A 22,217-nucleotide genomic window follows, 5' to 3' on the forward strand; every position below is an offset into this window, starting at 1 on the left:
ACGACACGGTGGATCCGGCTCTGCCGGTCCACCGCCGTCGGCCCCCTGGGGGGCGCGCGTCAGCGCGTAGGGGGGATATCCCTCAATGCACCCAGCAGCGCATCGCATTCGGCATCGGTGCCGACCGTGATGCGCAGGTACTGGTCGATGCGCGGCTGCTTGAAATGCCGCACCAGCACCTTGCGGTCGCGCAGCGCCTGCAGCAGGGCCGCGCCATCGTGGCCGGGGTGGCGCGCAAAGACGAAGTTGGCGGCCGACGGCAGCACCTCGAAACCCAGTTCTTCCAGCCTGGCGGTCAAGCGCACGCGCGAGGCGATGACGGCCTGGCGGGTACGGTCGAAATAGGCGGTGTCTTCCATGGCCGCCGTCGCGCCGGCCAGGGCCAGGCGGTCGAGCGGATAGGAATTGAAGCTGCTCTTGACCCGTTCCAGCCCTTCGACCAGGTGCGGCTGGCCGATGGCATAGCCGACCCGCAGGCCCGCCAGCGAGCGCGCCTTGGACAGCGTCTGCACCACCAGCAGGTTGGGGTGGGCCGCCACCAGCGGGACGGCCGACGTGCCGCCGAAATCGACGTAGGCTTCATCCACCACCACGACCGAATCCGGATTCGCCTTCAGCAGCGCCTCGATGTCCTCCAGGGGCAGCAGGCGGCCGGTGGGGGCGTTGGGATTGGGGAAGATGATCCCGCCGTTCGGCTGGCCGTAGTCCTGCACGCGCAGGGACAGGTCGTCGGCCAGCGGCACGGTGCGGTAGTCGATGCCGTACAGGCCGCAGTAGACCGGGTAGAAGCTGTAGGTGACGTCCGGGAACAGCAGTGGCAGGTCGTGCTTGAGCAGGCCGATGAACACGTGGGCCAGCACCTCGTCCGAACTGTTGCCGACGAAGACCTGGTCGGCCTGCACGCCGTGGAAGCGGGCCACCGCGGCCTTGAACACGTTGGCGTCGGGATCGGGATAGCGCCGCAGCGTCTCGTTGGTGGCCTGGCGTATGGCTTCCAGGGCACGCGGCGAGGGCGGATACGGGTTCTCGTTCGTGTTGAGTTTGACGAGTCCGTCTATCTGCGGTTGTTCGCCGGGGACATAGGGCGTCAGTTGCTGAGCGACGCGGCTCCAGTACCTGTTCATGAATCTGGTCTTCGAAAGCGCAAAGCGCGGCAACGGACCGCGCACGCATCCAGCATAGCAGGGCCGGCGTCCCGGCGCACGCCGCGGCCGGCCGGGCGTGGCGCGGGCGCGCCGTCAGCGCGGATCGCCGGCCGCTTCCAGGGATGCGTCCAGCGTCGCGGCCGCCGCGTCGATCACGCGCGCCGTGCTGTCCGGCGCCAGGCAGTCCACCGCCAGCCGGTCGGGCAGGGCGCGCAGCCAGGTGATCTGGCGCTTGGCCAGTTGCCGGGTGGCGGCGATCGCCTGGCCGCGCATCTCGGCGCCGTGGACTTCCCCGGCCAGATAGCTCCAGGCCTGGCGGTAGCCCACGCAGCGTATGGACGGCAGGTCGGGGCTCAGGTCGCCGCGCGCGCGCAGGCGACGCACTTCGTCCACCAGGCCCGCTTCCAGCATGGCGTCGAAGCGCTGTTCGATGCGGGCGTGCAGGCCTGCGCGCTCGGACGGCTCCAGACTGAGATTGACGTAGCGCAGCCCCGCGTCGGCGGGCGCGGCCTGGCCGGTCAACAGGGCCGACATGGGTTGGCCTGTCAGCGCGTGGATCTCCAGCGCGCGCTGGATGCGCTGGCTGTCGTTGGGCGAGAGCCGCGCGGCGGTGACCGGATCGAGGCGCGCCAGTTCGGCGTGCATGGCCGGCCAGCCGACGTCGGCGGCGCGCGCGTTCAACTGTGCGCGCAAGACGGCGTCCGCCTGCGGCAGGTTGTCCAGGCCCTCGCGCAGCGCCTTGAAATACATCATGGTGCCGCCCGCCAGCAGCGGAATGCGGCCCCGGCCGCGGATGTCGGCGATCAGGCGCAGGGTCTCGGCGCGGAACTGGCCGGCCGAGAAACTCTCGGCCGGATCGCGGATGTCCAGCAGGTGCTGCGGCACGCGCCGGCGTTCCTCCCGGCCGGGCTTGGCCGTGCCGATGTCCATGCCGCGATAGATGGTGGCGGAATCGACGTTGACGATCTCGAGCGGCCAGCGGTCGGCCAGCGCCAGCGTGGCCGCGCTCTTGCCGGCGGCGGTGGGGCCCATCAGGCACAGGATGGGAGGGGAGCCGCGGTCGGCCATCTTCGGTGCGGACTCAGCGCCCACGCAGGAACAGGCGGTCGAGATCGCCCACGCTGAGCTGCACCCAGGTCGGACGGCCGTGGTTGCACTGGTCGGCGCGTTCGGTCGCCTCCATCTGCCGCAGCAGGCCGTTCATCTCGTCATGGTTGAGCCGGCGGTTGGCGCGCACCGCGCCATGGCAGGCCATGGTCGCCAGCAGTTCGTTGCGCTGCTCGGTCAGCAGGCGCGATGCGCCCACCTCGGCGAAGTCGCGCAGCACTTCGCGCGCCAGGGTCTCGATGTCGGCCTGGGCCAGCGGCGCGGGCACGGCGCGTACCGCGACCGAGGCAGGCCCGGCCGGCCGCAGCTCGAAGCCGAGGTCGGACAGGGCTTCCTGCTGTTCCTCGACCAGCGCGACGTCGCTTTCCGAGGCCCGGAACACGACCGGCACCAGCAGGTTCTGGCGCGGCATTTCGCGCGCGTCCAGCGCGTTCTTGAGCTGTTCGTACACGATGCGTTCGTGGGCCGCGTGCATGTCGATCACGACCAGCCCGTGCGCGTTCTGGGCCAGCACGTAGATGCCGTGCAGCTGGGCGATCGCCATGCCGAGCGGCAGTTCGGTGCCGTCCGGCAGCGGGCGGGGACGGCCACCGGCCAAGGCCTGGGCCATGCCCGCGGCGCTGGGTAGGACGGCGGGCGAGGGCGCGGGCGCCAGGGGTTCGTGCAGGGCCAGGATGCGCGCGCCCAGTTCGGGCCGATAGGCGGGCGGGGCGTCCTGCAGCCGGAACGGCAGTTGCGAGGACGAGGCCAGTGCGGGCGCCACGGAGCGCGCGAAGCCCGGCTCGGACGGAGAGGGCATGGGCGAGGCGTCCAGGCCGTCGGCGCGGCCCGGAGCCGGCACGCCGCCCGCCAGGACCGCCTCGGACGGCGGCGCGTCGGCGGCCGGGTCCATGCCGGGCGCCGCGCCCGCGGCATGGGCCAGGGTCTGGCCGACGATCTGCGTCACGAAGCGGTGCACCGCGCCGCTTTCGCGGAAGCGCACCTCGTGCTTGGCCGGGTGCACGTTGACGTCGACCGCCGCCGGGTCCAGGTCCAGGAACAGCACGTAGGCCGGCTGCCGGTCGCCGTGCAGCACGTCGGCATAGGAGGCGCGCATGGCGTGGCTGACCGTGCGGTCGCGCACGAAGCGGCCGTTGACGTACAGGTACTGGCGGTCGGCGCGGGCGCGCGAGGCGGTGGGGCGCGAGACGACGCCGTGCAGGCGGATCGCGCCGGCGTCGGCCTGCACCGGCAGGCCACCCTGGCCGAATTCCGCGCCCAGCACGTCATGGATGCGGCGCACCGGGTCGGCGGGCAGGTGCTGCTGATAGGCGCGGTCGTGGTGGAACAGGCGGAAGGCGATGTGGCAGTGCGCGAGCGCGATGCGCTGGAAGGCCTCCACGCAATGGCCGAATTCCGTGGCTTCCGATTTCAGGAACTTGCGCCGGGCCGGCACCAGGTCGAACAACTGGCGCACGTCCACCGTGGTGCCCGGGGGGCCGGAGGCGGGGGAGACCTGGCCGTCTTCCCATTGCCAGGCATGGTCGGCGCTGGCCGTGCGCGAAATCAGGGTCAGCCGGGCGACGGAGGCGATCGAAGCCAGGGCCTCGCCGCGGAACCCCATCGAGGCCACCGATTCGAGTTCGTTCAGCGAGCGGATCTTGCTGGTGGCGTGGCGGGCGACGGCCAGCGGCAGTTCGTCGGGAGGAATGCCGCCGCCGTCGTCGCTGACGGCGATCCGCCGGATGCCGCCGCCCTCGAGCCGCACGTCGACCGCGCGCGCGCCGGCGTCGATGGCGTTCTCCATCAATTCCTTGAGGACCGAGGCAGGGCGCTCGATGACTTCACCCGCCGCGATCTGGCTGATCAGGAGGTCGGGAAGCTGGGCGATGGGGCGACGTTCGGACATGGCCGGATTATAGTGGCCCCTCCCGGGCGCGGGGATCCTGTCATGCTTTGACATGCGCGGAAACGCCTGCGTCGGCTATAGTGCCCGCTCGCCTTTTTCCTCGTCCCCTATCTCCGGCTTCCCATGCTCGAATTCCTGCAGATGTTGATCCATATCGACCAGACCCTGGGCGTATGGGTCGCGCAATATGGCGCCTGGATCTACCTCATCCTGTTCCTGATCGTCTTCGCCGAGACCGGCCTGGTCGTTCTGCCCTTCCTGCCGGGCGATTCGCTGCTGTTCATCGCCGGCGCCTTCGCCGCCACCGGCAGCATGCACCCCGGGCTGCTGATCGTGCTGCTGCTGATCGCGGCGGTCTCGGGCAACACCGTCAACTACTACGTGGGCCGTTACATCGGCCCCCGCGTCTTCTCGCAGAACATCCGCTTCCTGGACCGCGCGGCCCTGATCAAGACCCACGCCTTCTACGAGAAACACGGCGGCAAGACCCTGATCATTGCCCGCTTCCTGCCCGTGGTCCGGACCTTCGCCCCCTTCGTCGCCGGCGTCGGCTACATGACCGTCGCCCGCTTCCAGTTCTTCAACATCATCGGCGCGCTGCTGTGGGTGTTGCTGCTCGTCCTGGCCGGCTACTTCTTCGGCAACCTGCCCCTGGTGCGCGAACACCTGAACACCATCGTCCTGATAGGCCTGGCCGCCGCCATCGTCCCGGTCGTACTGGGCGGCCTATGGAAGTTGATAGGCGGGTTGAAGTCGCCCCCCCCTACGCGCTGAGGGGAAGCCCACCCCCTACGCCCTTCGGGCGCCCCCTCAAGGGGGCGGCGCTGGCGGACCGGCAAAGCCGGATCCGCGGCGCCCAGGATCAAGGCAAGCATGCGGTGCTCCGCACCAAGACAACCCCACTAGACTCAGGATGCGGTGGATCCGGCTCCGCCGGTCCACTCGCATCGCCCCCTGGGGGGCGCGCGAAGCGCGTAGGGGGGGACCCCTACGTCAGTTTGTTCTTCGACAGCGGCGGGTTCTTCGCGAAATAGCGCTGGATGCCCTGCATGATGGCGGTCGCCATGCTGCTCTGGTAGGACACGTCCGACAGGCGCTTTTCCTCTTCCGGGTTGCTGATGAAGGCGGTCTCGACCAGGATGGACGGGATGTCGGGAGCCTTCAGCACCGCGAAGCCGGCCTGCTCGACCCGCGGCTTGTGCAGGCGGTTGATGTTGGACAGTTCGTCCAGCACCGCGCGGCCGAGCTTGAGCGAATCGTTGATCTGGGCCGTGGTCGACAGGTCCAGCAGCACCCGGGCGATCTGCTTGTCGTGCGAACCGATGTTGACGCCACCGATCAGGTCGGAGGCGTTTTCCTTGGCCGCCAGCCAGCGCGCCGCGCTGCTGCTGGCCCCGCTCTCGGACAGCGCGAACACCGACGAACCGCGCGCATCCGGCTTGATCCAGGCGTCGGCATGCACCGACACGAACAGGTCGGCCTGCACCCGCCGCGCTTTCGCCACCCGTACGTGCAGCGGCACGAAGTAGTCGCCGTCGCGGGTCAGCATGGCGCGCATGTTGGGCTGCTGGTCGATCATGGCCTTGAGACCGCGCGCGATGCGCAGCACGACATCCTTTTCCCGCGTGCCGCCCCGGCCGATGGCGCCCGGATCCTCGCCGCCATGGCCGGGATCCAGCGCCACGGTGATCATGCGCGCGACCTGCGGAGCCGGATCGGACCGGCGCCGGATGGATGGCGCCTGGGGCGCCGCTTCCGGAATGGGCGCGCCGTTGGCGCCTGCGCCGGTGCCGGGCGCCGGGATGGCGTCGCGCTCGGACTGCAGGTTCTCCAGGATCTGCGCCATGGGGTCGTCGCCGCCCTTGTTCGCCAGCGCGAGCAGCGGGTCCTGGGCCGCCTTGGGATACAGGTCGAGCACCAGGCGGTGTTTGTATTCGCCCACGGGCTTGAGGCTGAAGACCTGGGGGATGGTTTCCTGCTTCAGGTCCAGCACCAGCCGCACCACGTTGGGACGGTTCTGTCCGACGCGCACGCTGGCGATGTAGGGGTCGTCCGGCCGGACCTTGGACACCAGGTCGCGTAGCGCGGCATTCATTTCCACGCCTTCGATATCCAGGACCACGCGGTCCGGATTGTCCAGCACGAAATGCTCGGTCTTGAGTTCGGCGTCCAGCTCCAGCGTGAGCCGGGTGTAGTCCGGGGCGGGCCACAGGCGCACCGCGACCAGTTCGGCGGCCCGGGTTGCCGTCGGGATCAGGGGTACCACCAGGGTGGCAGCCAGGCCGGCCACCAGCCGGCGGCGGGAGATGCCGCGGGGCGCGAGCACCCCCTGGGCCTGGGCGTAGGACAGGGCCGGTGTGCCGGCCGGAAGGTCGGGATCGGGTTCTAGACCGTCGCGTCGGGAAAAAGTGTGTTCAGCCATGCCTGCCCTTTTGCGGTGTGGGCGTCCAGCGTCACCCCGCGTCCTGCGCCTTCATAAGACAGCGCGATGTCCAGGTCCGGGACCGGAAGCGCACCGCCTGCGCGTTCCGCCCATTCGATGAGCACGAGGGCGTCATCGCGCAGGGCGTCCCGGAATCCGGCGTCGAGCCACTCGCGTGGATCGGTAAAACGATAAAAATCAAAGTGATAGCAGTATAAGTTCGAAACTTTGTAAGGTTCAACTAGCGTGAACGTCGGACTTTTGATTCGACCTGTAACGCCGACTCCACGCAACAGTGCCCGGGCGAAGCTGGTTTTGCCGGCGCCGAGGTCGCCGTGGAGGTGGATGCGGCCCCCGCTGGCGACCAGCGGAGCCATCCGGGCGGCCAGGGCCTCGGTGGCGGATTCGTCGGGCAGATGGGCGTGGCGGGAGTCGGGCATGGCGGGATGAAGGGCAGGGTTCATGGGCATGGGCTACCATGACAGTATGTCAGCGTCGCCCCCGTTTGCCCCCGTTTCCACCCAGGACGGCCCCGACCTGGCCGCGCTGGCCGAGACCATACGCGGCTGGGGCCGGGAGCTGGGTTTTTCCGCGGTGGGATTCGCCGACCTCGACCTGGACGAGGCGGGCCAGCGGCTGGCCGCCTGGGTGGCCGAGGGCATGCATGGCGAGATGGATTATATGGAGCGCCACCTGCCGCTACGGCAGGACCCGGCCCAATTGGTCTCGGGGGCCCGCTCAGCCATCATGGTGCGCATGGACTACGCTCCGCTGGACGGGCCCGCGCTGGCGGCGCGCCAGCGCCAGGCCCTGGAGGCGGGCGACCGGGCGGTCGTGGCCGCCTATGCCCTGGGCCGGGACTACCACAAGGTCCTGCGCCAGCGCCTGCAGCGGCTGGCGGACCGCATCGCCGAGCATGCCGGCCCCTTCGGCTACCGCGTCTTCACCGATTCGGCCCCGGTCATGGAAGTGGAGCTGGCGCGCAAGGCCGGACTGGGCTGGCGCGGCAAGCATACGTTGTTGCTGTCGCGCGACGGGAGCTGGTTCTTCCTGGGCGAGATCCTGACCGACCTGCCGCTGCCGGCCGACAGCCTGGAGACACCGCATTGCGGGCAGTGCCGCCGCTGCATCGACGCCTGTCCGACCGGCGCCATCGTGGCGCCCTACGTGGTGGACGCCCGGCGCTGCATCTCCTACCTGACCATCGAACTCAAGGGCAGCATACCCGAGGCGCTGCGGCCGGCCATCGGCACGCGCGTATACGGCTGCGACGACTGCCAGACTGCCTGCCCCTGGAACAAGTACGCGCGCGCCAGCGCCGAGGGGGATTTCGCGCCGCGCCACGGGCTGGACGCGGCGTCGCTGCTCGACCTGTTCGCCTGGAGCGAGCGGGATTTCGACGAGCGTACCCAGGGCAGCGCGATCCGCCGCATCGGCTACGAGCGGTGGCTGAGGAACCTGGCGGTGGCGCTGGGCAACGCGCCGCCCTCGGACGAAGCGCGCGCCGCGCTGCGCGCGCGGGCCGACCATCCCGCCGAACTGGTCCGGGAGCACGTGCGCTGGGCGCTGGAGCGCCAGAGTCGGGGAAAACGAGAGGTGTGACATGCACAGCGTGTCAAACCTGTTTGCTATTCTTTTGGCCAGGCCCACTTGAGCCCATGAGGTCAAGACAGCACTAGAAACGCGCAGCATCGAGACCGGCGCGCAGACGCCTTCGCATCGTTGCGGCACGGGCCGATTCCGTGAAGGACCATCCACAAGAGGAGTACGCATGAAAGCAGCAAGAATCGCCGCTTCGCTGGCGGGGCTGACCGTTTCCGCCACCATGCTCGCCGTGCCCGGCACGGCCGCCGCCCAGTCGTCCTATCCCAACAAACCCGTACGCGTCATCGTGCCGTTTGCGCCCGGCGGCTCGACCGACATCATCGCCCGGCTCGTGGGCGAGCGCATGGGCCGCGAACTGGGCCAGCCCTTCGTGATCGAGAACCGCGGCGGCGGCGGCGGGGCCATCGGCGCCGGCGAAGCCGCGCGCGCCGCGCCGGACGGCTACACCCTGAGCATCGCCACCGTCTCGACGATGGCCATCAACCCCGCGTGCAACCCCAAGCTGGGCTACGACCCGCTCAAGGACTTCCAGCCGGTCACCAACTTCGCCCATACGGCCAACGTGCTGGCCGTCAACCCCAAGGTCCCGGCCAACGACTTCAAGTCCTTCCTGGAACTGGCCAAGAAAGAACCCGGCAAGTTCTCGTTCGCCACCTCGGGCACTTGCAGCATCAACCACTTCCTGGGTGAACTTTTCCAACTGGGTACGGGCGCCAAGATCGTCCACATTCCCTATCGCGGTTCGGGGCCGGCCATCGCCGACGTGGTCGGTGGCCAGGTGCAGATGCTGTTCGACAACCTGCCTTCGTCCATGCCCAACATCCAGGCCGGCAAGCTCAAGGCGCTGGCGGTCGCGTGGGACAAGCGGGTGGACGGCCTGCCCGACGTGCCCACGTTCAAGGAGCTGGGCCTGCCGCTGATGAACGATCCGGCCTGGTATGGCCTGCTGGCGCCCGCCGGTACGCCCAACGACATCATCAACAAGCTGCGCGACGCCGCGGTGAAGGTGCTGTCCGATCCGCAGGTGAAGGACACCCTGGCCAAGCAGGGCGCCGCCGCCGTCGGCAATACGCCCGCCGAGTTCCGCACCGAGATCGAGAAGGAACTGAACAAGGCGAAGGACGTGGTGAAGAAGCAGAACATCAAACTGGAGTAGAAGATCCCCCCTACGCGCTGACGCGCGCCCCCCAGGGGGCGATGCGGGTGGACCGGCAAAGCCGGATCCACCGCATCCTGGGGTACCAACAGGCTGGCGGAGGACAGGCGTTCTTGCCTCTTGTCAGCACAAATGAGAACGGCCTTGTATCTGATGATGCAAGGCCGTTCCCGTATTCGCGGTCGTCCCAGACCCAGGGCATAGCGGATCCGGTTTGTATGGTTATAGGTGCCGCCCCCCTGGGGACCCGGCGCCGGGCCGCCCCAAGGCGGGTCCCCGCCCCCTCGGGGGGCTGCCGCGTAGCGGCTGGGGGCTCACCATGCCGGGCGCGCGAAGCGCGTAGGGGGGGGGCTAAACCCCCCGAGCCATGGCGGCGGCCAGGATGGGGAGGGCGAGCCAGCCCAGGAATTGGAGGCGGATGGCCTTGCGGACCTTGTTCACGTCGTCGGCGGCTGGCTGGAAGTCCGCGTTGTGGCGGGCTTGCTGGCGCCAGCGCAGGTAGTTGATGGTGGGCAGGGCCGAGATGGCGCCCACGGCCAGGAAGACCGCGATCTTGGCCCAGAAGACGGGGTTGTCCAGGTAGAAGGCCGCGCCCTTGGGGCCCCAGGCGACGCGGGCTGCGCCGATGGCCAGAATCAGCATGGCCAGGCTGCCGTACCAGGCGTCGGTCTTGCCCAGCAGGGCCAGGGGAATGGCGGGGCGCGACGGGCCCAGGAGCGTCCATTGCATGGCCAGTGCCGCGGCCATGCCCAGGAAGCAGAGGTGGTGCATCCACGCGAGAATGAAATCGGCGATCATGGTCTTGACGCTGTCTAGATTGGAAAGTGCCACGATAACGTTCGATGTTTACACTGTCAAGAAAAAATCCCGGCATGCCATCCGTCAATTTGACGGCGTAAAGATTTCTTTGCGAAGATGGGGCATGCGAGCTGATCTTCCCCCGGGCGGCAAGCGCCCCCGTCGCACCGTTGCCCGCCAGACGGGCTCCTATCACCATGGCGACCTGCGCCAGGCGTTGCTCGACGCGGCGCAATCCCTGCTTGACGAGCGCGGCCTCGAAGGCTTCACGCTGCGCGAATGCGCGCGCCGAGCCGGGGTCTCCCATGCGGCGCCCGCGCATCACTTCGGCGACGCCACCGGCTTGCTGACGGCGTTCGCCGCCGCGGGCTTCCGGCAGTTGTCGGCCATGATGCAGGCCTATCGCGACAAGGCGGCCGCTTCGCCGCAGGCCCAGTTGCGGGCCGTGGGGCTGGCCTATATCGATTTCGCCATCGGCCATCGCGCCCAGTTCCAGCTGATGTTCCGCTACGACCGCCTGTCGCCGGGAGATGCCGGACTGGAACAGGCGGGCAGCGAGGCCGCCGGGCACCTGTCCACCACGCTGGCCGGCGCGCTGGCCGAACGAGGGCTGGACGGGCAGGGCCAGGACTTCGAGCGCCGGCTGTTGCTGGCCTGGTCGGCGGTCCATGGGTTCGCGACCCTGCTGCTCGAAGGCCGGCTGGACGGCTGGCGCGGCCGGCAGTCGGTGCCCGCGTTCGCTTCCCGGACCGGCGACGAGGTGCTGGCGGTCCTGGAGGTGGCCCTGCTCGCGCCGCCCGGCGCCGGCCCGCGGCGGCGCGGCCGGGGGCGCGCGGCATGAACGCCGCGCGGGACGGCCGGACCAGGTCCAGGCGGGGCGTGGTGCGGCCGGGCGATGATCCCGGCGTCGCGACCTTCCTCGAAGCCATGTGGCTGGAGGACGGGCTGTCCGACAACACCCTGCGCGCCTATCGCCAGGACTTGTCGGCCTTCGACGCCTGGCTGAAAGAGAAGCGCGCCTCGGCCCTGGACCGCGCCCAGGCGCATGACATCGAGGCGTGGTTCGCGGCGGTCCATCACCAGAGCAAGGCCACCACGGCCAACCGGCGGCTGGCAACGCTGCGCCGCTATTTCCAATGGGCACTGCGCCTGCATCGCGTGCAGGCCGATCCCTGCCTGACGCTGCGTGCCGCCAAGCAGCCGCCCCGCCTGCCCAAGACGCTGTCCGAGGCCCAGGTCGAGGCCCTGCTGGGCGCGCCGGATCTCGACACCGATCTGGGGCTGCGCGACCGCGCCATGCTGGAAACGCTTTACGCCACGGGCCTGCGCGTATCCGAACTCGTCGACCTGAAGTCCCTGGACGTCGGCTTGAACGAGGGCGTGGTGCGCGTGGTCATGGGCAAGGGAGGCAAGGACAGGCTCGTGCCGCTGGGCGCGGAGGCCGCGCACTGGATCACGCGCTACCTGGAAGCGTCGCGTCCCGCGCTGCTGGGAGGCAAGGTCAGCGACGCGCTGTTCGTGACCGCCCGCGCCACCGCCATGACCCGGCAGAGCTTCTGGCTCATCGTCAAGAAGTACGCGCTGCGGGCCGGCATACGCGCGGCCCTGTCGCCGCACGTGCTGCGGCACGCCTTCGCCACGCACCTGCTCAATCATGGCGCCGACCTGAGAGTGGTGCAGATGCTGCTGGGGCATGCCGACATCTCCACCACGCAGATCTATACGCACATCGCGCGCGAGCGCCTTAAACTGCTGCACGCGCGGCACCACCCGCGAGGCTGAGGCCGCCCTTCATCTCATCATGAGCAAAGCCAGACACGTTTCGGAAACCCCCGCCACGCAATTCCTGCGCAGGCATGGCGTCGCCTTCACCGAACATGCCTACGACTACGTCGAGCACGGCGGCACCTCGGAATCGGCGCGTCAACTGGGCGAGGACGAGCATGCCGTGGTCAAGACCCTGATCATGGAGGACGAGGCCGCCCGGCCGCTGGTCATCCTGATGCACGGGGACAAGGAAGTGTCGACCAAGAACCTGGCTCGGCAGATCGGCGCCAAGAAGGTGGCGCCCTGCAAACCCGAGGTGGCCCAGCGGCATTCGGGCTACCAGGTGGGCGGCACCTCGCCCTTCGGGACCCGCAAGGCCATGCCGGTGTACGTGGAGGGCAGCGTGCTCGACATGCCGCGCATCCTCATCAACGGCGGCCGCCGAGGCTACCTCGTCGGCATCGACCCCAAGGAACTCGTTCGCCTGTTGAAGGCCGTGCCGGTGGCCGCCGCGTTGTGACGAGCCGGGCCGCGGCGGCTTTCGTGCGCTTGCAGCAGGACAGTGTCTTGTCCAACCGGTAGAATCGCCGCCTGTCATGCCATCGTCACCGTGACGTGGCCACATAGGCCCAAGGGTTTCCCATTCATGATCACCGTCGCCGCCGCCGTCATCGCCTATCTGATCGGTTCCATCTCGTTCGCCGTGGTCGTGAGCCGGGTGATGGGGCTCGACGATCCGCGCAGCTACGGTTCCGGGAATCCGGGCGCCACCAACGTGCTGCGCTCGGGCAGCAAGGCCGCCGCGATCCTGACGCTGGTCGGCGATGCCTTCAAGGGCTGGGTGGCGGTGTGGCTGGCCCAGGTCTATGCGTATCGGCTGGGCTTTGGCGAAACCACGATCGCGGTGGTGGCGCTGGCGGTATTCCTGGGCCACCTGTACCCGGTGTTCTTCCGGTTCAAGGGCGGCAAGGGCGTGGCGACCGCGCTGGGCGTGCTGCTGGGCCTGCAACCCTGGCTGGGCGTGGCCACGCTGGCGACCTGGCTGATCGTGGCGCTGTTCTTCCGCTATTCGTCGCTGGCCGCCATCGTCGCGGCCATTTTCGCGCCCATCTACTACGTGTTCGGCCACGGCGTGGCCTGGACCGCCGATTCCCGCATCGGCACCGCCATCGGTCTGATGGCGCTGATGCTGCTCTACCGCCATCGGCAGAATATCTCCAAGCTGATGGCCGGCAAGGAAAGCAAGCTCGGGAAGAAGAGTCCCCCCCCTACCCGCTGACGCGGGCCCCCCAGGGGGCGATGCGGGTGGACCGGCGGAGCCGGATCCACCGCATCCTGGGTCTAGTACCGTTATCTTGGGTAGGGGGCGGTGCTTCGTGGCTGCCCGCTAGGCAGCGTCTAGTGGCCACCGGGGTTGGACCGTGAAGCCCATGTGGCGCTCGCTGGGGTTGGCCAGGCCGGCTTGCAGGCGCAGGGCGCCGGCGAAGGCGATCATGGCGCCGTTGTCGGTGCACAGTTCCAGCGGCGGGAAGTAGGCCTGGGCGCGCAGGCGCGCGAGGTGGGTGGCCAGGCGTTCGCGCAGCAGGCGGTTGGCGCCCACGCCGCCGGCGACGACCAGGCGCTTCAGGCCGGTGGCCTCGAGGGCCTTGGCGGCCTTGGCGACCAGCACCGAGACGATGGCATCCTGCGTGGCCGCCGCCAGATCGGCGCGGGCCTGCGCGTCGTCGGCGTCCAGGGTTTTCATGCGGGTCAGCACGGCGGTCTTCAGGCCGCTGAAGCTGAAATCCAGGTCGGGGCTGTGCAGTTTCGGGCGGGGCAGGTCGAAGCGGTCGGCGCGGCCGGATTCGGCCAGCCGGGACAGCGCCGGTCCGCCGGGATAGCCCAGGCCCAGCAGCTTGGCGGTCTTGTCGAAGGCCTCGCCGGCGGCGTCGTCCAGGGTCTCGCCCAGCAGTTCGTAGCGGCCCACGCCGTCCACCCGCATGAGCTGGGTGTGGCCGCCGGAGACCAGCAAGGCGACGAAGGGAAACTCGGGCCGGGGCGTCGCCAGCAGCGGCGACAGCAGGTGCCCTTCAAGGTGATGGATGGCGATGGAGGGCAGGTCGCGGGCCCAGGCGATGGCTTGCGCCACGCTGGCGCCCACCAGCAGGGCGCCGGCCAGGCCCGGTCCGGCGGTGTAGGTGACGGCATCCACGTCGTCCAGGGTCAGGCCGGCGCCGTTCAGGGCCTGCTGCGTCAGCGGCAGCACCCGCCGCACGTGATCGCGGGAGGCCAGCTCCGGCACCACGCCGCCGTAGGCCTGGTGCATCTCGACCTGCGAGTACAGGGCGTGGGCGAGCAGGCCGCGTTCGGCGCTGACGACGGCGACGCCGGTTTCGTCGCAGGAGCTTTCGAAGCCGAGGACAATCATTGAAAAATGCGCGCGGGCGCGATTATGATCAGAGTTAACCCTAGCGGCAGTGTAGCACCGAGGCTGCGGAAGGGTTGGCAATATGGAAAAGGATCTGCTATATTGGCAGGCTTGATCAACCCCTAGCAACCCCGAGGCAATCGTTACATGCCGACAATTCGCGTTAAAGAAAATGAGCCGTTTGAGGTCGCCCTGCGTCGTTTCAAGCGCACCATTGAAAAGACTGGCTTGCTGACCGAACTGCGCTCGCGCGAGTTTTACGAAAAGCCCACGGCCGAGCGCAAGCGCAAGCATGCCGCCGCAGTCAAGCGCCACTACAAGCGCATCCGCAGCCAGCAGCTGCCCAAGCGCCTGTACTGATTGCTGCCGCGCCCTTGGCGCGACGTAAGCTTTCCGGTAGTTTCGCAAAGTTGTTGTCAGAGCCGCTACGGCACTAGCCGGGCGGCTTTTGGCGTTTTTGCCGTTATTCTCTGTCCTGGCTTGTGCCCACCGTGGCGCCCGGCTTCTCTCTTACCGCGGAATCCCTCCATGAGCGCAGATACCCTCAAAGCCCGCCTGTCCGATGAAATCAAGAGCGCGATGCGCGCCAAGGCGACCGAGCGTCTCGGGACCCTGCGGCTGCTGTCGGCCGCGGTCAAGCAAAAGGAAGTCGACGAGCGTCGCGAGCTGGCGGATGCCGACATCGTCGCCATCGTCGAGAAGCAGGTGAAGCAGCGCCGCGAGTCGATCGCTTCGTTCGAGCAGGCTGGCCGGACCGAGTCGGCCGATCAGGAGCGCGCGGAAATGGCGATCCTGCAGGAATTCCTGCCGCAGGCAGCTCCCCAGGAAGAGGTCGAGGCTGTCGTCGCGGCCGCCGTGGCCGAGGTCTCGGCACAGGGCGTCACCGGCGGCGCCGCCATGGGCAAGGTGATGGGGCTGGTCAAGCCCAGGCTGGCCGGCCGCGCGGACATGGCCGAAGTGTCCAAGCTGATCAAGGCCCGCCTGGGTTGAAGCGGCAGGCCGTGCGTTTTCCTTTCGCGCCGCGCGCATGATCCCCGAGTCATTCATCCAGGATCTGCTGGCCCGGGTCGACATCGTCGATGTCGTGGGCCAGCACGTGCAGTTGCGCAAGGCGGGTGCCAACCTGCTGGGATTGTGTCCCTTCCACGGCGAAAAGTCGCCATCGTTCACGGTCAGCCCCACCAAGCAGTTCTATCACTGCTTCGGTTGCGGCGCCCATGGCACGGCCATCCGCTTCCTGATGGAGCACACCGGCGCCGGCTTTCCCGAAGCGGTGCGGTCGCTGGCCGGCATGGTGGGCATGTCGGTGCCCGAGGAAGAGCGCAGCCCCCGCCAGCGGGCCGCGCGCCAGCAGCGCGAAGCCATGGTGTCGCGCCACAGCCAGGTGCTGGAGACCGCCAATACCTGGTACCGGCAGCAGTTGCGCGGCGCGGGCGCCGCCGTGGCCTACCTGAAGGGGCGCGGCGTGTCCGGCGAGATCGCCGCCCGTTTCGGGCTGGGCTGGGCCGGCGGCGAACGCCAGGGCCTGTCCGCGGTCCTGTCCAACTACGACGATCCGCTGCTGGTCGAGGCCGGGCTGGTCATCCTGAGCGAAGATGGGCGACGCTACGACCGGTTCCGCGAGCGTGTCACCTTTCCCATCCGGAATGCCCGGGGCCATCTCATAGGCTTCGGTGGCCGCATCATCGGCAAGGGCGAGCCCAAATACCTCAACTCGCCCGAAACCCCCATCTTCTCGAAGGGATCCGAGCTGTACGGGCTCTGGGAGGCGCGCCAGGCCATCCGCAAGGAGGGCATGGTGGTGGTGGTCGAGGGCTACATGGACGTCGTGGCGCTGGCGCAGCTCGGCATCGAGTGCGGCGTGGCCACGCTGGGTACGGCGACCACGCCCGTGCACGTGCAGAAGCTGCTGCGGGCCAGCGACAGCGTGATTTTCAGCTTCGACGGCGACAAGGCCGGGCGCAAGGCCGCCTGGAGGGCGCTCGAGGCCTGCCTGCCGCTCCTGCGCGACGATATTTCGATCCGCTTTCTTTTCCTGCCGGACGAGCACGATCCCGACTCGTACGTGCGCGAATTCGGCGCCGAGCGCTTCCGCAAGGCCCTGCGCGAGGCGATGCCCCTGTCCCAGTTCATGCTGGGCGAACTGGCCGAGCGGCACCAGATGGACGAGGCCGAGGGCAGGGCGCGCTGCGTGCACGACGCGAAACCGCTGCTGCAGGCCATGCCGGCCGGCGCGCTGCGCATGCAGGTGCAGCGGGAACTGGCGCAGTTGACCCGCCTGACCACGGAAGAGCTGGGCCAGTTGGTCCCGTTGCAGGACGTGCCCAGCGGACCGCTGGTGCAGACGCCGGCCCAAATGCGGGGAACTTCCCCGGTGCCGGGGCGCTCAGAGTCTAATAATGGTGTGCAGGGCAGTGCCGAAGCCCCCGATTGGGTGCCCGACCATGAACCGCCTGACGACCATTTCTACGAACCCGCCCCGGATTTTCACGAGCGGCCCGCCGGGCCGGCCGGGGGCGGCGGGTTCCGGCCGGGGCGCTTCAAGAGCGGGCGCTTCCGGGACCGCGACGGTCGCTACGGCGACGAGCGGCCGCAGGGCTACACGGGCCCGCGGGCCAGGGTGACCCCGATAGCGGGGCGATTGCTTCAGCTGCTGCTGACGCATCCCGGCCTGGTCCGGCACATGGGCGAAGATGCCGAACATTTGCTGGAGGCCAACCAGGGATACGAATCGGTCAAGGCGCTGCTGGCGCTGGTGCGCGAAACGGGCGCCCAGCACGCGGGCGCGCTGTTGCAGGCTGCCGAGGGCAGCGCGTTGTCGCAGACTCTTGTGATGGCGTCGACGGCCACCATCTATGAAGAAGAGCTGCCGGATCCCGACGCGGAATTGCATGACGCGCTGCGCATGGTGGCCTTGCACGCCGCCGTTGCCGAGCAGCAGCAGCTGGCCGCTTCGGGCCTGAAAGATGCGCAGGACAAGGCGCGCTACCTCGCCCTGACCGAAAGAATTCTAGAGTTGAAGAAGCCGAGAGTGGTAGAATAGAGGGTTTACCGTAGGTTAGATCGGGAGAATTTTTTCCCGTTTTCTGGTATGGATTTTGCTTGGCGCGATCTTTGCCAGGGGCCGTTACCGGATGCGCGGGAGCCGAGATCGGCGCACACGTGCCGACCCGCGGATTGGGGGCTGGGGCAATCCAGCCGCCGGATGAAATATTAGGAGTGGTTGACCGACCATGGCGAAAACGACAGGCAAGACGCTGACTGTGAACAAATCCAAAGCCGAAGGGCAAGACAAGGCCAAGGAGAAGGCTGCGTCCAAGACGGCGGCCGCCAGCGGCGTCAAGGTGACGGTCAAGTCGGCTGGCAGGGCCCGCACCAAGCTGTTGGACCCGCAGGCCCAGGCGGCCGATGCCGATTTCGACGCCGTGGCGGCCGAACTCGCCGAGAAGGCCAAGCCCGCCGCCAAGGCGGCCAAGAAGGCCACCAAGACGGCGGCCAAGACCGCGACCGCCGCCGACAAGAAGAACGCCGAGAAAAAGCTGGCCGAGCTGCTGGCCAAGCCGGCGGGCCGCCGGCCGGGCCGTCCGCCCAAGGACGCCAAGCAGGCCGAGTCTTCCGGCGGGGATTTCGATGACGGGGGCGATAACGACGGTGATGCCGAGCCTATCCCCGAGATCAAGATCCCCAAGGGCCGGGGCAAGCGCGGCAAGGCCGACCCCAAGGACCTGATCGCCCGCGGACCGGTGACGCCCGAGGAATACGAGGCCCGCCGCAACCGCCTCAAGCTGCTGATCAAGCTCGGCAAGGACCGCGGCTACCTGACCTATGGCGAGATCAACGATCATCTGCCCGACGACCTGGTCGACGCCGAGGCCATCGACGGCATCATCAGCACCTTCAACGACATGGGCATCTCGGTCTACGACCAGGCGCCCGATGCCGAGACCCTGCTGCTGAACGAGAACGCCCCGGTCGCCTCGTCCGACGACGACGCCGAGGAAGAGGCGGAAGCCGCGCTGTCCACGGTCGACTCCGACTTCGGCCGCACCACCGACCCCGTGCGCATGTACATGCGCGAGATGGGTTCGGTCGAGCTATTGACCCGCGAAGGGGAAATCGAGATCGCCAAGCGGATCGAGGACGGTCTCAAGCACATGGTGATGGCGATCTCCGCCTGCCCGACCACGATCAACGAGATCCTGGAGAACGCCGACCGCGTCCGCGCGTCCGAGATCCAGATCGACGAGATCGTCGACGGCCTGATCGATCCCAACGACGGCGAGGAATATGCCGGGTCGGGCGTCACCTCGTCGTCCGACGATGACGACGAAGAGGGCGACGACGCCCCCGCCGGCGGCATGAGCAGCAAGCAGGTCGAAGAGCTGCGCGTGAAGTCGCTGGAGAAGTTCGACAGCGTCAAGCGCTGGTTCGACAAGATGCGCCAGGCCTACGAGCGCGAAGGCTACAAGTCGGAGGCCTACGTCACCGCCCAGGAAACCATCCTGGAAGAGATGATGGGCATCCGCTTCACCGCGAAGATGGTCGAGCGCCTGGCCGACACGCTGCGCGCGCAGGTCGAGGAAGTCCGCAAGCTCGAACGCGCGATCATGCAGATCTGTGTGGACCGTGCCGGCATGCCGCGCACGCACTTCATCAAGGCCTTCCCCGGGCATGAAACCAACCTGGAATGGGTGCTTGGGGAAGTCAACGCCGCCCACGATTATTCCGAGACGCTGTCGCGCCAGATCCCGGCCATCCAGGAACTGCAGCAGAAGCTGATCGACCTGCAGGCCCGCGTGGTGCTGCCGCTGAAGGACCTCAAGGACGTCAACAAGCAGATGGCCACCGGCGAGGCCAAGGCCCGCAAGGCCAAGCGCGAGATGACCGAGGCCAACCTGCGCCTGGTGATCTCGATCGCCAAGAAGTACACGAACCGCGGCCTGCAGTTCCTGGACCTGATCCAGGAAGGCAACATCGGCCTGATGAAGGCGGTGGACAAGTTCGAATACCGTCGCGGCTACAAGTTCTCGACCTACGCCACGTGGTGGATCCGGCAGGCCATCACCCGTTCGATCGCCGATCAGGCGCGCACCATCCGCATTCCGGTGCACATGATCGAGACGATCAACAAGATGAACCGGATCAGCCGCCAGATCCTGCAGGAAACCGGCGCCGAGCCGGATCCCGCCACCCTGGCGCAGAAGATGGACATGCCGGAGGACAAGATCCGCAAGATCCTGAAGATCGCCAAGGAGCCGATCTCGATGGAGACCCCCATCGGCGACGACGACGATTCGCATCTGGGCGATTTCATCGAGGACACCGCCACGCTGGCGCCCTCGGATGCGGCGCTGCATGGTTCGATGCGCAACGTCGTCAAGGAAGTGCTGGATTCGCTGACGCCGCGCGAGGCCAAGGTGCTGCGCATGCGGTTCGGTATCGAGATGAGCACCGACCAGACCCTGGAAGAAGTGGGCAAGCAGTTTGACGTGACGCGCGAGCGTATTCGTCAGATAGAAGCCAAGGCGCTGCGCAAGCTGCGTCACCCGAGCCGGGCCGACAAGCTCAAGAGCTTCCTGGAAGGTCAGTAAAAACCCTGTAGCACGGTCTGCCAAAGGGAATCCCTGCCCGCGCGTGAGCGCCGGCAGGGATTTTTTTTCTTCCATTATCAACCAACCGGATGGTTGACTCGTGGAAAATTGTGCGTATCATTGACGCGTATCCAAGGGGTGTTTCAAGCCAAAGCGGAGTGCGTTGCCATGAAACTCGAAAGACTGTTTGCGATCGTGATCTGCTTCTCGATGCTCGCTGTCGGGATGCGGGATGTGCCCGCGCAGGAGGGGCGGAAAGTACTGCGTGTCATCAGCGGCGACGTGACCGAGCTGGATCCCACCCAGGGTAGCAACAGGGTGTCGCGTGTCTATTCGCAAATGGTTTTCGACACGCTGTTCGCGCTCGATGGCAAGCTGGTCGCGAAGCCGATGATGGTGGAGAAGTACACCGTCAGCAGCGACGGCCTGACGCGGGACTACACGCTGCGCCCCAACCTGAAGTTCCACGACGGATCGCCGGTGACCGCGCGCGACGTGGTGGCCTCGGTGAGGCGCTGGGCCGACAACACGGCCATCGGGGCGCAGCTCAAGTCGCGGCTGTCGTCCCTGGCGTCCGTCGGCGACCGCGACTTCCGGCTGGTCTTGAAGGAACCCTTCGGGTTCGTGGAGTTCCTGCTGGCCGGAGCGGGTTCGCCCATTCCGGGCATCATGCGGGAGAAGGACGCGGCGCGCCCCTACAACACGCCGATGCCGCTTCCCGTGGTCGGTTCGGGGCCGTTCAAGTTCGTCGATGCCGAGCGGGTGGAAGGCAGCCGGGTGGTATTCGCGCGCAATGCCGACTACCTGTCCCGCGGTGAGCCGGCCGATGGCCTGGCGGGGGGGCGGGTCGTCAAGGTCGATCAGGTCCGCTGGATCATCATGCCGGACGCGACGACAGCGTCGAACGCCCTGGCGGCGGGCGAGGCCGACCTGTGGGCCGAGGCGGACCCGGACCAGATCGCGTTCCTGAGGCAGCGGGGGCTCAAGCTCAGTCCCAATGGGCTGCCCTTCGTCGAGTTCGTGCGGCCCAATTTCCAGCTTCCGCCGTTCAACGACGTCAGGGCGCGCCAGGCGCTGGCGCTGCTGATCGACCAGGATGAAATCATGCCCGCCGTGGCGGGGGACGCGGACTGGAAGCCATGCCATTCGTTCAGTGTCTGCGGCACCGCCTTTGGTACGGAAGCGGGATCCAAGCCGTTCCTCAAGCAGAACGTGCAACGGGCCAGGAGCCTGCTGGCCGAGGCGGGGTACAAGGGCGAGACCATCGTGCTGTTGAGCCTTCCGGCCGGCCCGAACATGGCCGTCGCGCAAGTGCTGGCCCAGCGCCTGAAGGAAGCGGGAGTCAAGGTCGATCTCCAGGTGACCGATCTTCCCACGCTCCTGCAACGCATCCGGGCCAAGGGCCAGCCTCCGGGCAAGGGCGGCTATCACCTGTTTCCGTACAACGCCACCGGCAGCATCTGGTTTCACCCGCTGACGAACGCCGCGCTCGACATGTCCTGCGGCGGGCACAACTGGCCCGGTTTTCCCTGCGATGAGGCCGGCGAGCGCCTGCGCCAGCGTGTTCTGCGGGCATTGACCCCCGCCGAGCAGCAGCAGGCGTTCGAAGCCCTGCAAGAGCACATGTGGCAATTCCTGCCCTACGTGCCGGTGGGGCAGTGGGATGTCGTCAGCGCCTATCGGCCCAATGTCACCGGCCTGCTGCCCGCATACGTCCAGCCCTATTGGAACGTCGAGAAGCGGTGAACGCGTCCGGAAGGATCATTCCCTAGGAGAAGTCCATGCAGAGTCGTCAGGTAAGTCCGGAGGAAATGCGAAAGAGGGTGGCGGTCTTCAGCGAGCTCCAGGCCAGCGCCATGCCGCTGATCGACGCGGCCAGGCCCGAGTTCCAGCGCGAGCTACTGAGCATCATCGGCCAGGGCGTGGCTGAGGATGGCGCCATCGTTCCGCCCATCACGGATGTCGAGGGGTTTCATCTGTCCATCGTCCGGGTCGATGCGGGGAAAGGCAGCGCGCTCCACAAGCATCGGACCGTGGAGGTGTTCATGCCCCTGAACGGCCGGTTCTCGGTGCAATGGGGAGACCATGGCGAGCACGAGATTTTTCTGGACCAGTATGACGTTATCTCGCTTCCGGTCGGCGTGCTGCGCGGGTTCCGCAACGAGAGTCCCGGCCAGGCGCTGCTGCTGGTCATCATCGGCGGCGACGACCCGGGCAACGTAGAGTGGATAGACGAGGTGATGGATGCGGCGCGCCGGAAAGGCTTCGGCCTGGACGAGCGGGGCAAGATCACGACCCGTTCCGTGAGCGAGGGAGGCTGAGCCGGCCATG

20 protein-coding genes are annotated in these 22,217 nt (G+C 67.8%); 13 read left to right on the top strand and 7 right to left on the bottom strand.

Annotation, left to right across the window (positions count from 1 at the left end; all coding sequences use genetic code 11):
• Positions 1–59: 59 nt before the first annotated feature.
• The 3 genes from hisC to mutL form a co-directional block, all read right to left on the bottom strand.
• On the bottom strand, positions 60–1,124 hold the full coding sequence (gene hisC / locus EV675_RS24930) for a histidinol-phosphate transaminase (RefSeq protein ID WP_130361061.1): 1,065 nt from the start codon (positions 1,122–1,124) through the stop codon (positions 60–62).
• A gap of 114 nt (positions 1,125–1,238) precedes the next feature.
• The gene (miaA, locus tag EV675_RS24935; protein WP_130361063.1) at positions 1,239–2,213 is read right to left on the bottom strand and encodes a tRNA (adenosine(37)-N6)-dimethylallyltransferase MiaA; all 975 of its coding nucleotides are present in this window, start codon (positions 2,211–2,213) and stop codon (positions 1,239–1,241) included.
• A 13-nt stretch (positions 2,214–2,226) separates the two neighbouring features.
• Positions 2,227–4,140, bottom strand: a complete 1,914-nt coding sequence (gene mutL, locus EV675_RS24940; protein WP_130361065.1) for a DNA mismatch repair endonuclease MutL — start codon at positions 4,138–4,140, stop codon at positions 2,227–2,229.
• Positions 4,141–4,263: 123 nt separating this feature from the next.
• Between mutL and EV675_RS24945 the strand changes: the two genes are divergently transcribed.
• A complete protein-coding gene (locus EV675_RS24945) occupies positions 4,264–4,914 on the top strand; it encodes a VTT domain-containing protein (protein ID WP_130361067.1) in 651 nt (216 codons plus the stop codon).
• A 214-nt stretch (positions 4,915–5,128) separates the two neighbouring features.
• Here the strand turns inward: EV675_RS24945 and EV675_RS24950 are convergent, their stop codons facing one another.
• Together EV675_RS24950 and tsaE are read right to left on the bottom strand one after the other, a co-directional pair.
• A complete protein-coding gene (locus EV675_RS24950) occupies positions 5,129–6,562 on the bottom strand; it encodes an N-acetylmuramoyl-L-alanine amidase (RefSeq protein ID WP_130361069.1) in 1,434 nt (477 codons plus the stop codon).
• Positions 6,526–7,026: a tRNA (adenosine(37)-N6)-threonylcarbamoyltransferase complex ATPase subunit type 1 TsaE gene (gene tsaE / locus EV675_RS24955; RefSeq protein ID WP_242621590.1), complete on the bottom strand. Its 501-nt coding sequence runs from the start codon at positions 7,024–7,026 to the stop codon at positions 6,526–6,528. Before tsaE ends, EV675_RS24950 begins: the two co-directional genes overlap by 37 nt.
• A gap of 22 nt (positions 7,027–7,048) precedes the next feature.
• Between tsaE and queG the strand changes: the two genes are divergently transcribed.
• On the top strand, positions 7,049–8,164 hold the full coding sequence (gene queG, locus EV675_RS24960; protein WP_130361071.1) for a tRNA epoxyqueuosine(34) reductase QueG: 1,116 nt from the start codon (positions 7,049–7,051) through the stop codon (positions 8,162–8,164).
• Positions 8,165–8,333: 169 nt separating this feature from the next.
• Positions 8,334–9,323 (top strand): tripartite tricarboxylate transporter substrate binding protein BugE, encoded by a 990-nt coding sequence (locus tag EV675_RS24965; protein WP_130361073.1) that lies wholly within the window; start codon positions 8,334–8,336, stop codon positions 9,321–9,323.
• A gap of 351 nt (positions 9,324–9,674) precedes the next feature.
• Here EV675_RS24965 and EV675_RS24970 read toward each other — a convergent pair whose 3' ends face one another.
• Complete coding sequence (locus EV675_RS24970) at positions 9,675–10,154, bottom strand: DUF2214 family protein (RefSeq protein ID WP_207222045.1); 480 nt, start codon at positions 10,152–10,154, stop codon at positions 9,675–9,677.
• Positions 10,155–10,245: 91 nt separating this feature from the next.
• On the opposite strand from EV675_RS24970, the gene EV675_RS24975 reads away from it, so the two are divergent.
• The 4 genes from EV675_RS24975 (at position 10,246) to plsY (ending at position 13,167) form a co-directional block, all read left to right on the top strand.
• Entirely contained in the window at positions 10,246–10,962 is a 717-nt protein-coding gene (locus tag EV675_RS24975; RefSeq protein ID WP_165404764.1) for a TetR/AcrR family transcriptional regulator, read from the top strand.
• The gene (gene xerD / locus EV675_RS24980) at positions 10,959–11,903 is read left to right on the top strand and encodes a site-specific tyrosine recombinase XerD (protein ID WP_130361079.1); all 945 of its coding nucleotides are present in this window, start codon (positions 10,959–10,961) and stop codon (positions 11,901–11,903) included. Before EV675_RS24975 ends, xerD begins: the two co-directional genes overlap by 4 nt.
• 19 nt (positions 11,904–11,922) lie before the next feature.
• Positions 11,923–12,408, top strand: a complete 486-nt coding sequence (gene ybaK, locus EV675_RS24985) for a Cys-tRNA(Pro) deacylase (protein ID WP_130361081.1) — start codon at positions 11,923–11,925, stop codon at positions 12,406–12,408.
• Between the two features lie 126 nt (positions 12,409–12,534).
• Positions 12,535–13,167 (top strand): glycerol-3-phosphate 1-O-acyltransferase PlsY, encoded by a 633-nt coding sequence (gene plsY / locus EV675_RS24990; RefSeq protein ID WP_130361083.1) that lies wholly within the window; start codon positions 12,535–12,537, stop codon positions 13,165–13,167.
• Between the two features lie 108 nt (positions 13,168–13,275).
• On the opposite strand, the gene tsaD is transcribed toward plsY, so the two are convergent.
• Positions 13,276–14,295, bottom strand: coding sequence for a tRNA (adenosine(37)-N6)-threonylcarbamoyltransferase complex transferase subunit TsaD (gene tsaD, locus EV675_RS24995; protein WP_130361085.1), 1,020 nt, complete (start codon positions 14,293–14,295; stop codon positions 13,276–13,278).
• Between the two features lie 147 nt (positions 14,296–14,442).
• Here tsaD and rpsU point away from each other — a divergent pair, with 147 nt between their 5' ends.
• The 6 genes from rpsU (at position 14,443) to EV675_RS25025 (ending at position 22,207) form a co-directional block, all read left to right on the top strand.
• Positions 14,443–14,655: a 30S ribosomal protein S21 gene (rpsU, locus tag EV675_RS25000; RefSeq protein WP_087782307.1), complete on the top strand. Its 213-nt coding sequence runs from the start codon at positions 14,443–14,445 to the stop codon at positions 14,653–14,655.
• Positions 14,656–14,823: 168 nt separating this feature from the next.
• Complete coding sequence (locus tag EV675_RS25005; protein WP_130361087.1) at positions 14,824–15,285, top strand: GatB/YqeY domain-containing protein; 462 nt, start codon at positions 14,824–14,826, stop codon at positions 15,283–15,285.
• A gap of 37 nt (positions 15,286–15,322) precedes the next feature.
• Entirely contained in the window at positions 15,323–17,338 is a 2,016-nt protein-coding gene (dnaG, locus tag EV675_RS25010; protein ID WP_130361089.1) for a DNA primase, read from the top strand.
• A gap of 190 nt (positions 17,339–17,528) precedes the next feature.
• Positions 17,529–19,886: an RNA polymerase sigma factor RpoD gene (gene rpoD, locus EV675_RS25015; RefSeq protein ID WP_242621591.1), complete on the top strand. Its 2,358-nt coding sequence runs from the start codon at positions 17,529–17,531 to the stop codon at positions 19,884–19,886.
• A 168-nt stretch (positions 19,887–20,054) separates the two neighbouring features.
• A complete protein-coding gene (locus EV675_RS25020; protein WP_130361091.1) occupies positions 20,055–21,632 on the top strand; it encodes an ABC transporter substrate-binding protein in 1,578 nt (525 codons plus the stop codon).
• Between the two features lie 35 nt (positions 21,633–21,667).
• Positions 21,668–22,207, top strand: coding sequence for a cupin domain-containing protein (locus EV675_RS25025; RefSeq protein WP_207222046.1), 540 nt, complete (start codon positions 21,668–21,670; stop codon positions 22,205–22,207).
• Positions 22,208–22,217: the final 10 nt, after the last annotated feature.

The sequence above is a fragment of the Pigmentiphaga kullae genome, from assembly GCF_004216695.1.
GTDB classification, from domain to species: Bacteria; Pseudomonadota; Gammaproteobacteria; order Burkholderiales; family Burkholderiaceae_B; genus Pigmentiphaga; species Pigmentiphaga kullae.

Bases quoted from the DNA above. Each gene is read 5' to 3' on its own strand.
- tsaE (WP_242621590.1), bottom strand. From the start codon at position 7,026: ATGAACCCTGCCCTTCATCCCGCCATGCCCGACTCCCGCCACGCCCAT.
- xerD (WP_130361079.1), top strand. From the start codon at position 10,959: ATGAACGCCGCGCGGGACGGCCGGACCAGGTCCAGGCGGGGCGTGGTG.
- rpoD (WP_242621591.1), top strand. From the start codon at position 17,529: ATGGCGAAAACGACAGGCAAGACGCTGACTGTGAACAAATCCAAAGCC.
- tsaD (WP_130361085.1), bottom strand. From the start codon at position 14,295: ATGATTGTCCTCGGCTTCGAAAGCTCCTGCGACGAAACCGGCGTCGCC.
- miaA (WP_130361063.1), bottom strand. From the start codon at position 2,213: ATGGCCGACCGCGGCTCCCCTCCCATCCTGTGCCTGATGGGCCCCACC.
- EV675_RS25005 (WP_130361087.1), top strand. From the start codon at position 14,824: ATGAGCGCAGATACCCTCAAAGCCCGCCTGTCCGATGAAATCAAGAGC.
- EV675_RS24945 (WP_130361067.1), top strand. From the start codon at position 4,264: ATGCTCGAATTCCTGCAGATGTTGATCCATATCGACCAGACCCTGGGC.
- hisC (WP_130361061.1), bottom strand. From the start codon at position 1,124: ATGAACAGGTACTGGAGCCGCGTCGCTCAGCAACTGACGCCCTATGTC.
- dnaG (WP_130361089.1), top strand. From the start codon at position 15,323: ATGATCCCCGAGTCATTCATCCAGGATCTGCTGGCCCGGGTCGACATC.
- mutL (WP_130361065.1), bottom strand. From the start codon at position 4,140: ATGTCCGAACGTCGCCCCATCGCCCAGCTTCCCGACCTCCTGATCAGC.
- rpsU (WP_087782307.1), top strand. From the start codon at position 14,443: ATGCCGACAATTCGCGTTAAAGAAAATGAGCCGTTTGAGGTCGCCCTG.
- ybaK (WP_130361081.1), top strand. From the start codon at position 11,923: ATGAGCAAAGCCAGACACGTTTCGGAAACCCCCGCCACGCAATTCCTG.
- EV675_RS25025 (WP_207222046.1), top strand. From the start codon at position 21,668: ATGCAGAGTCGTCAGGTAAGTCCGGAGGAAATGCGAAAGAGGGTGGCG.
- plsY (WP_130361083.1), top strand. From the start codon at position 12,535: ATGATCACCGTCGCCGCCGCCGTCATCGCCTATCTGATCGGTTCCATC.
- EV675_RS24975 (WP_165404764.1), top strand. From the start codon at position 10,246: ATGCGAGCTGATCTTCCCCCGGGCGGCAAGCGCCCCCGTCGCACCGTT.
- EV675_RS24965 (WP_130361073.1), top strand. From the start codon at position 8,334: ATGAAAGCAGCAAGAATCGCCGCTTCGCTGGCGGGGCTGACCGTTTCC.
- queG (WP_130361071.1), top strand. From the start codon at position 7,049: ATGTCAGCGTCGCCCCCGTTTGCCCCCGTTTCCACCCAGGACGGCCCC.
- EV675_RS25020 (WP_130361091.1), top strand. From the start codon at position 20,055: ATGAAACTCGAAAGACTGTTTGCGATCGTGATCTGCTTCTCGATGCTC.
- EV675_RS24950 (WP_130361069.1), bottom strand. From the start codon at position 6,562: ATGGCTGAACACACTTTTTCCCGACGCGACGGTCTAGAACCCGATCCC.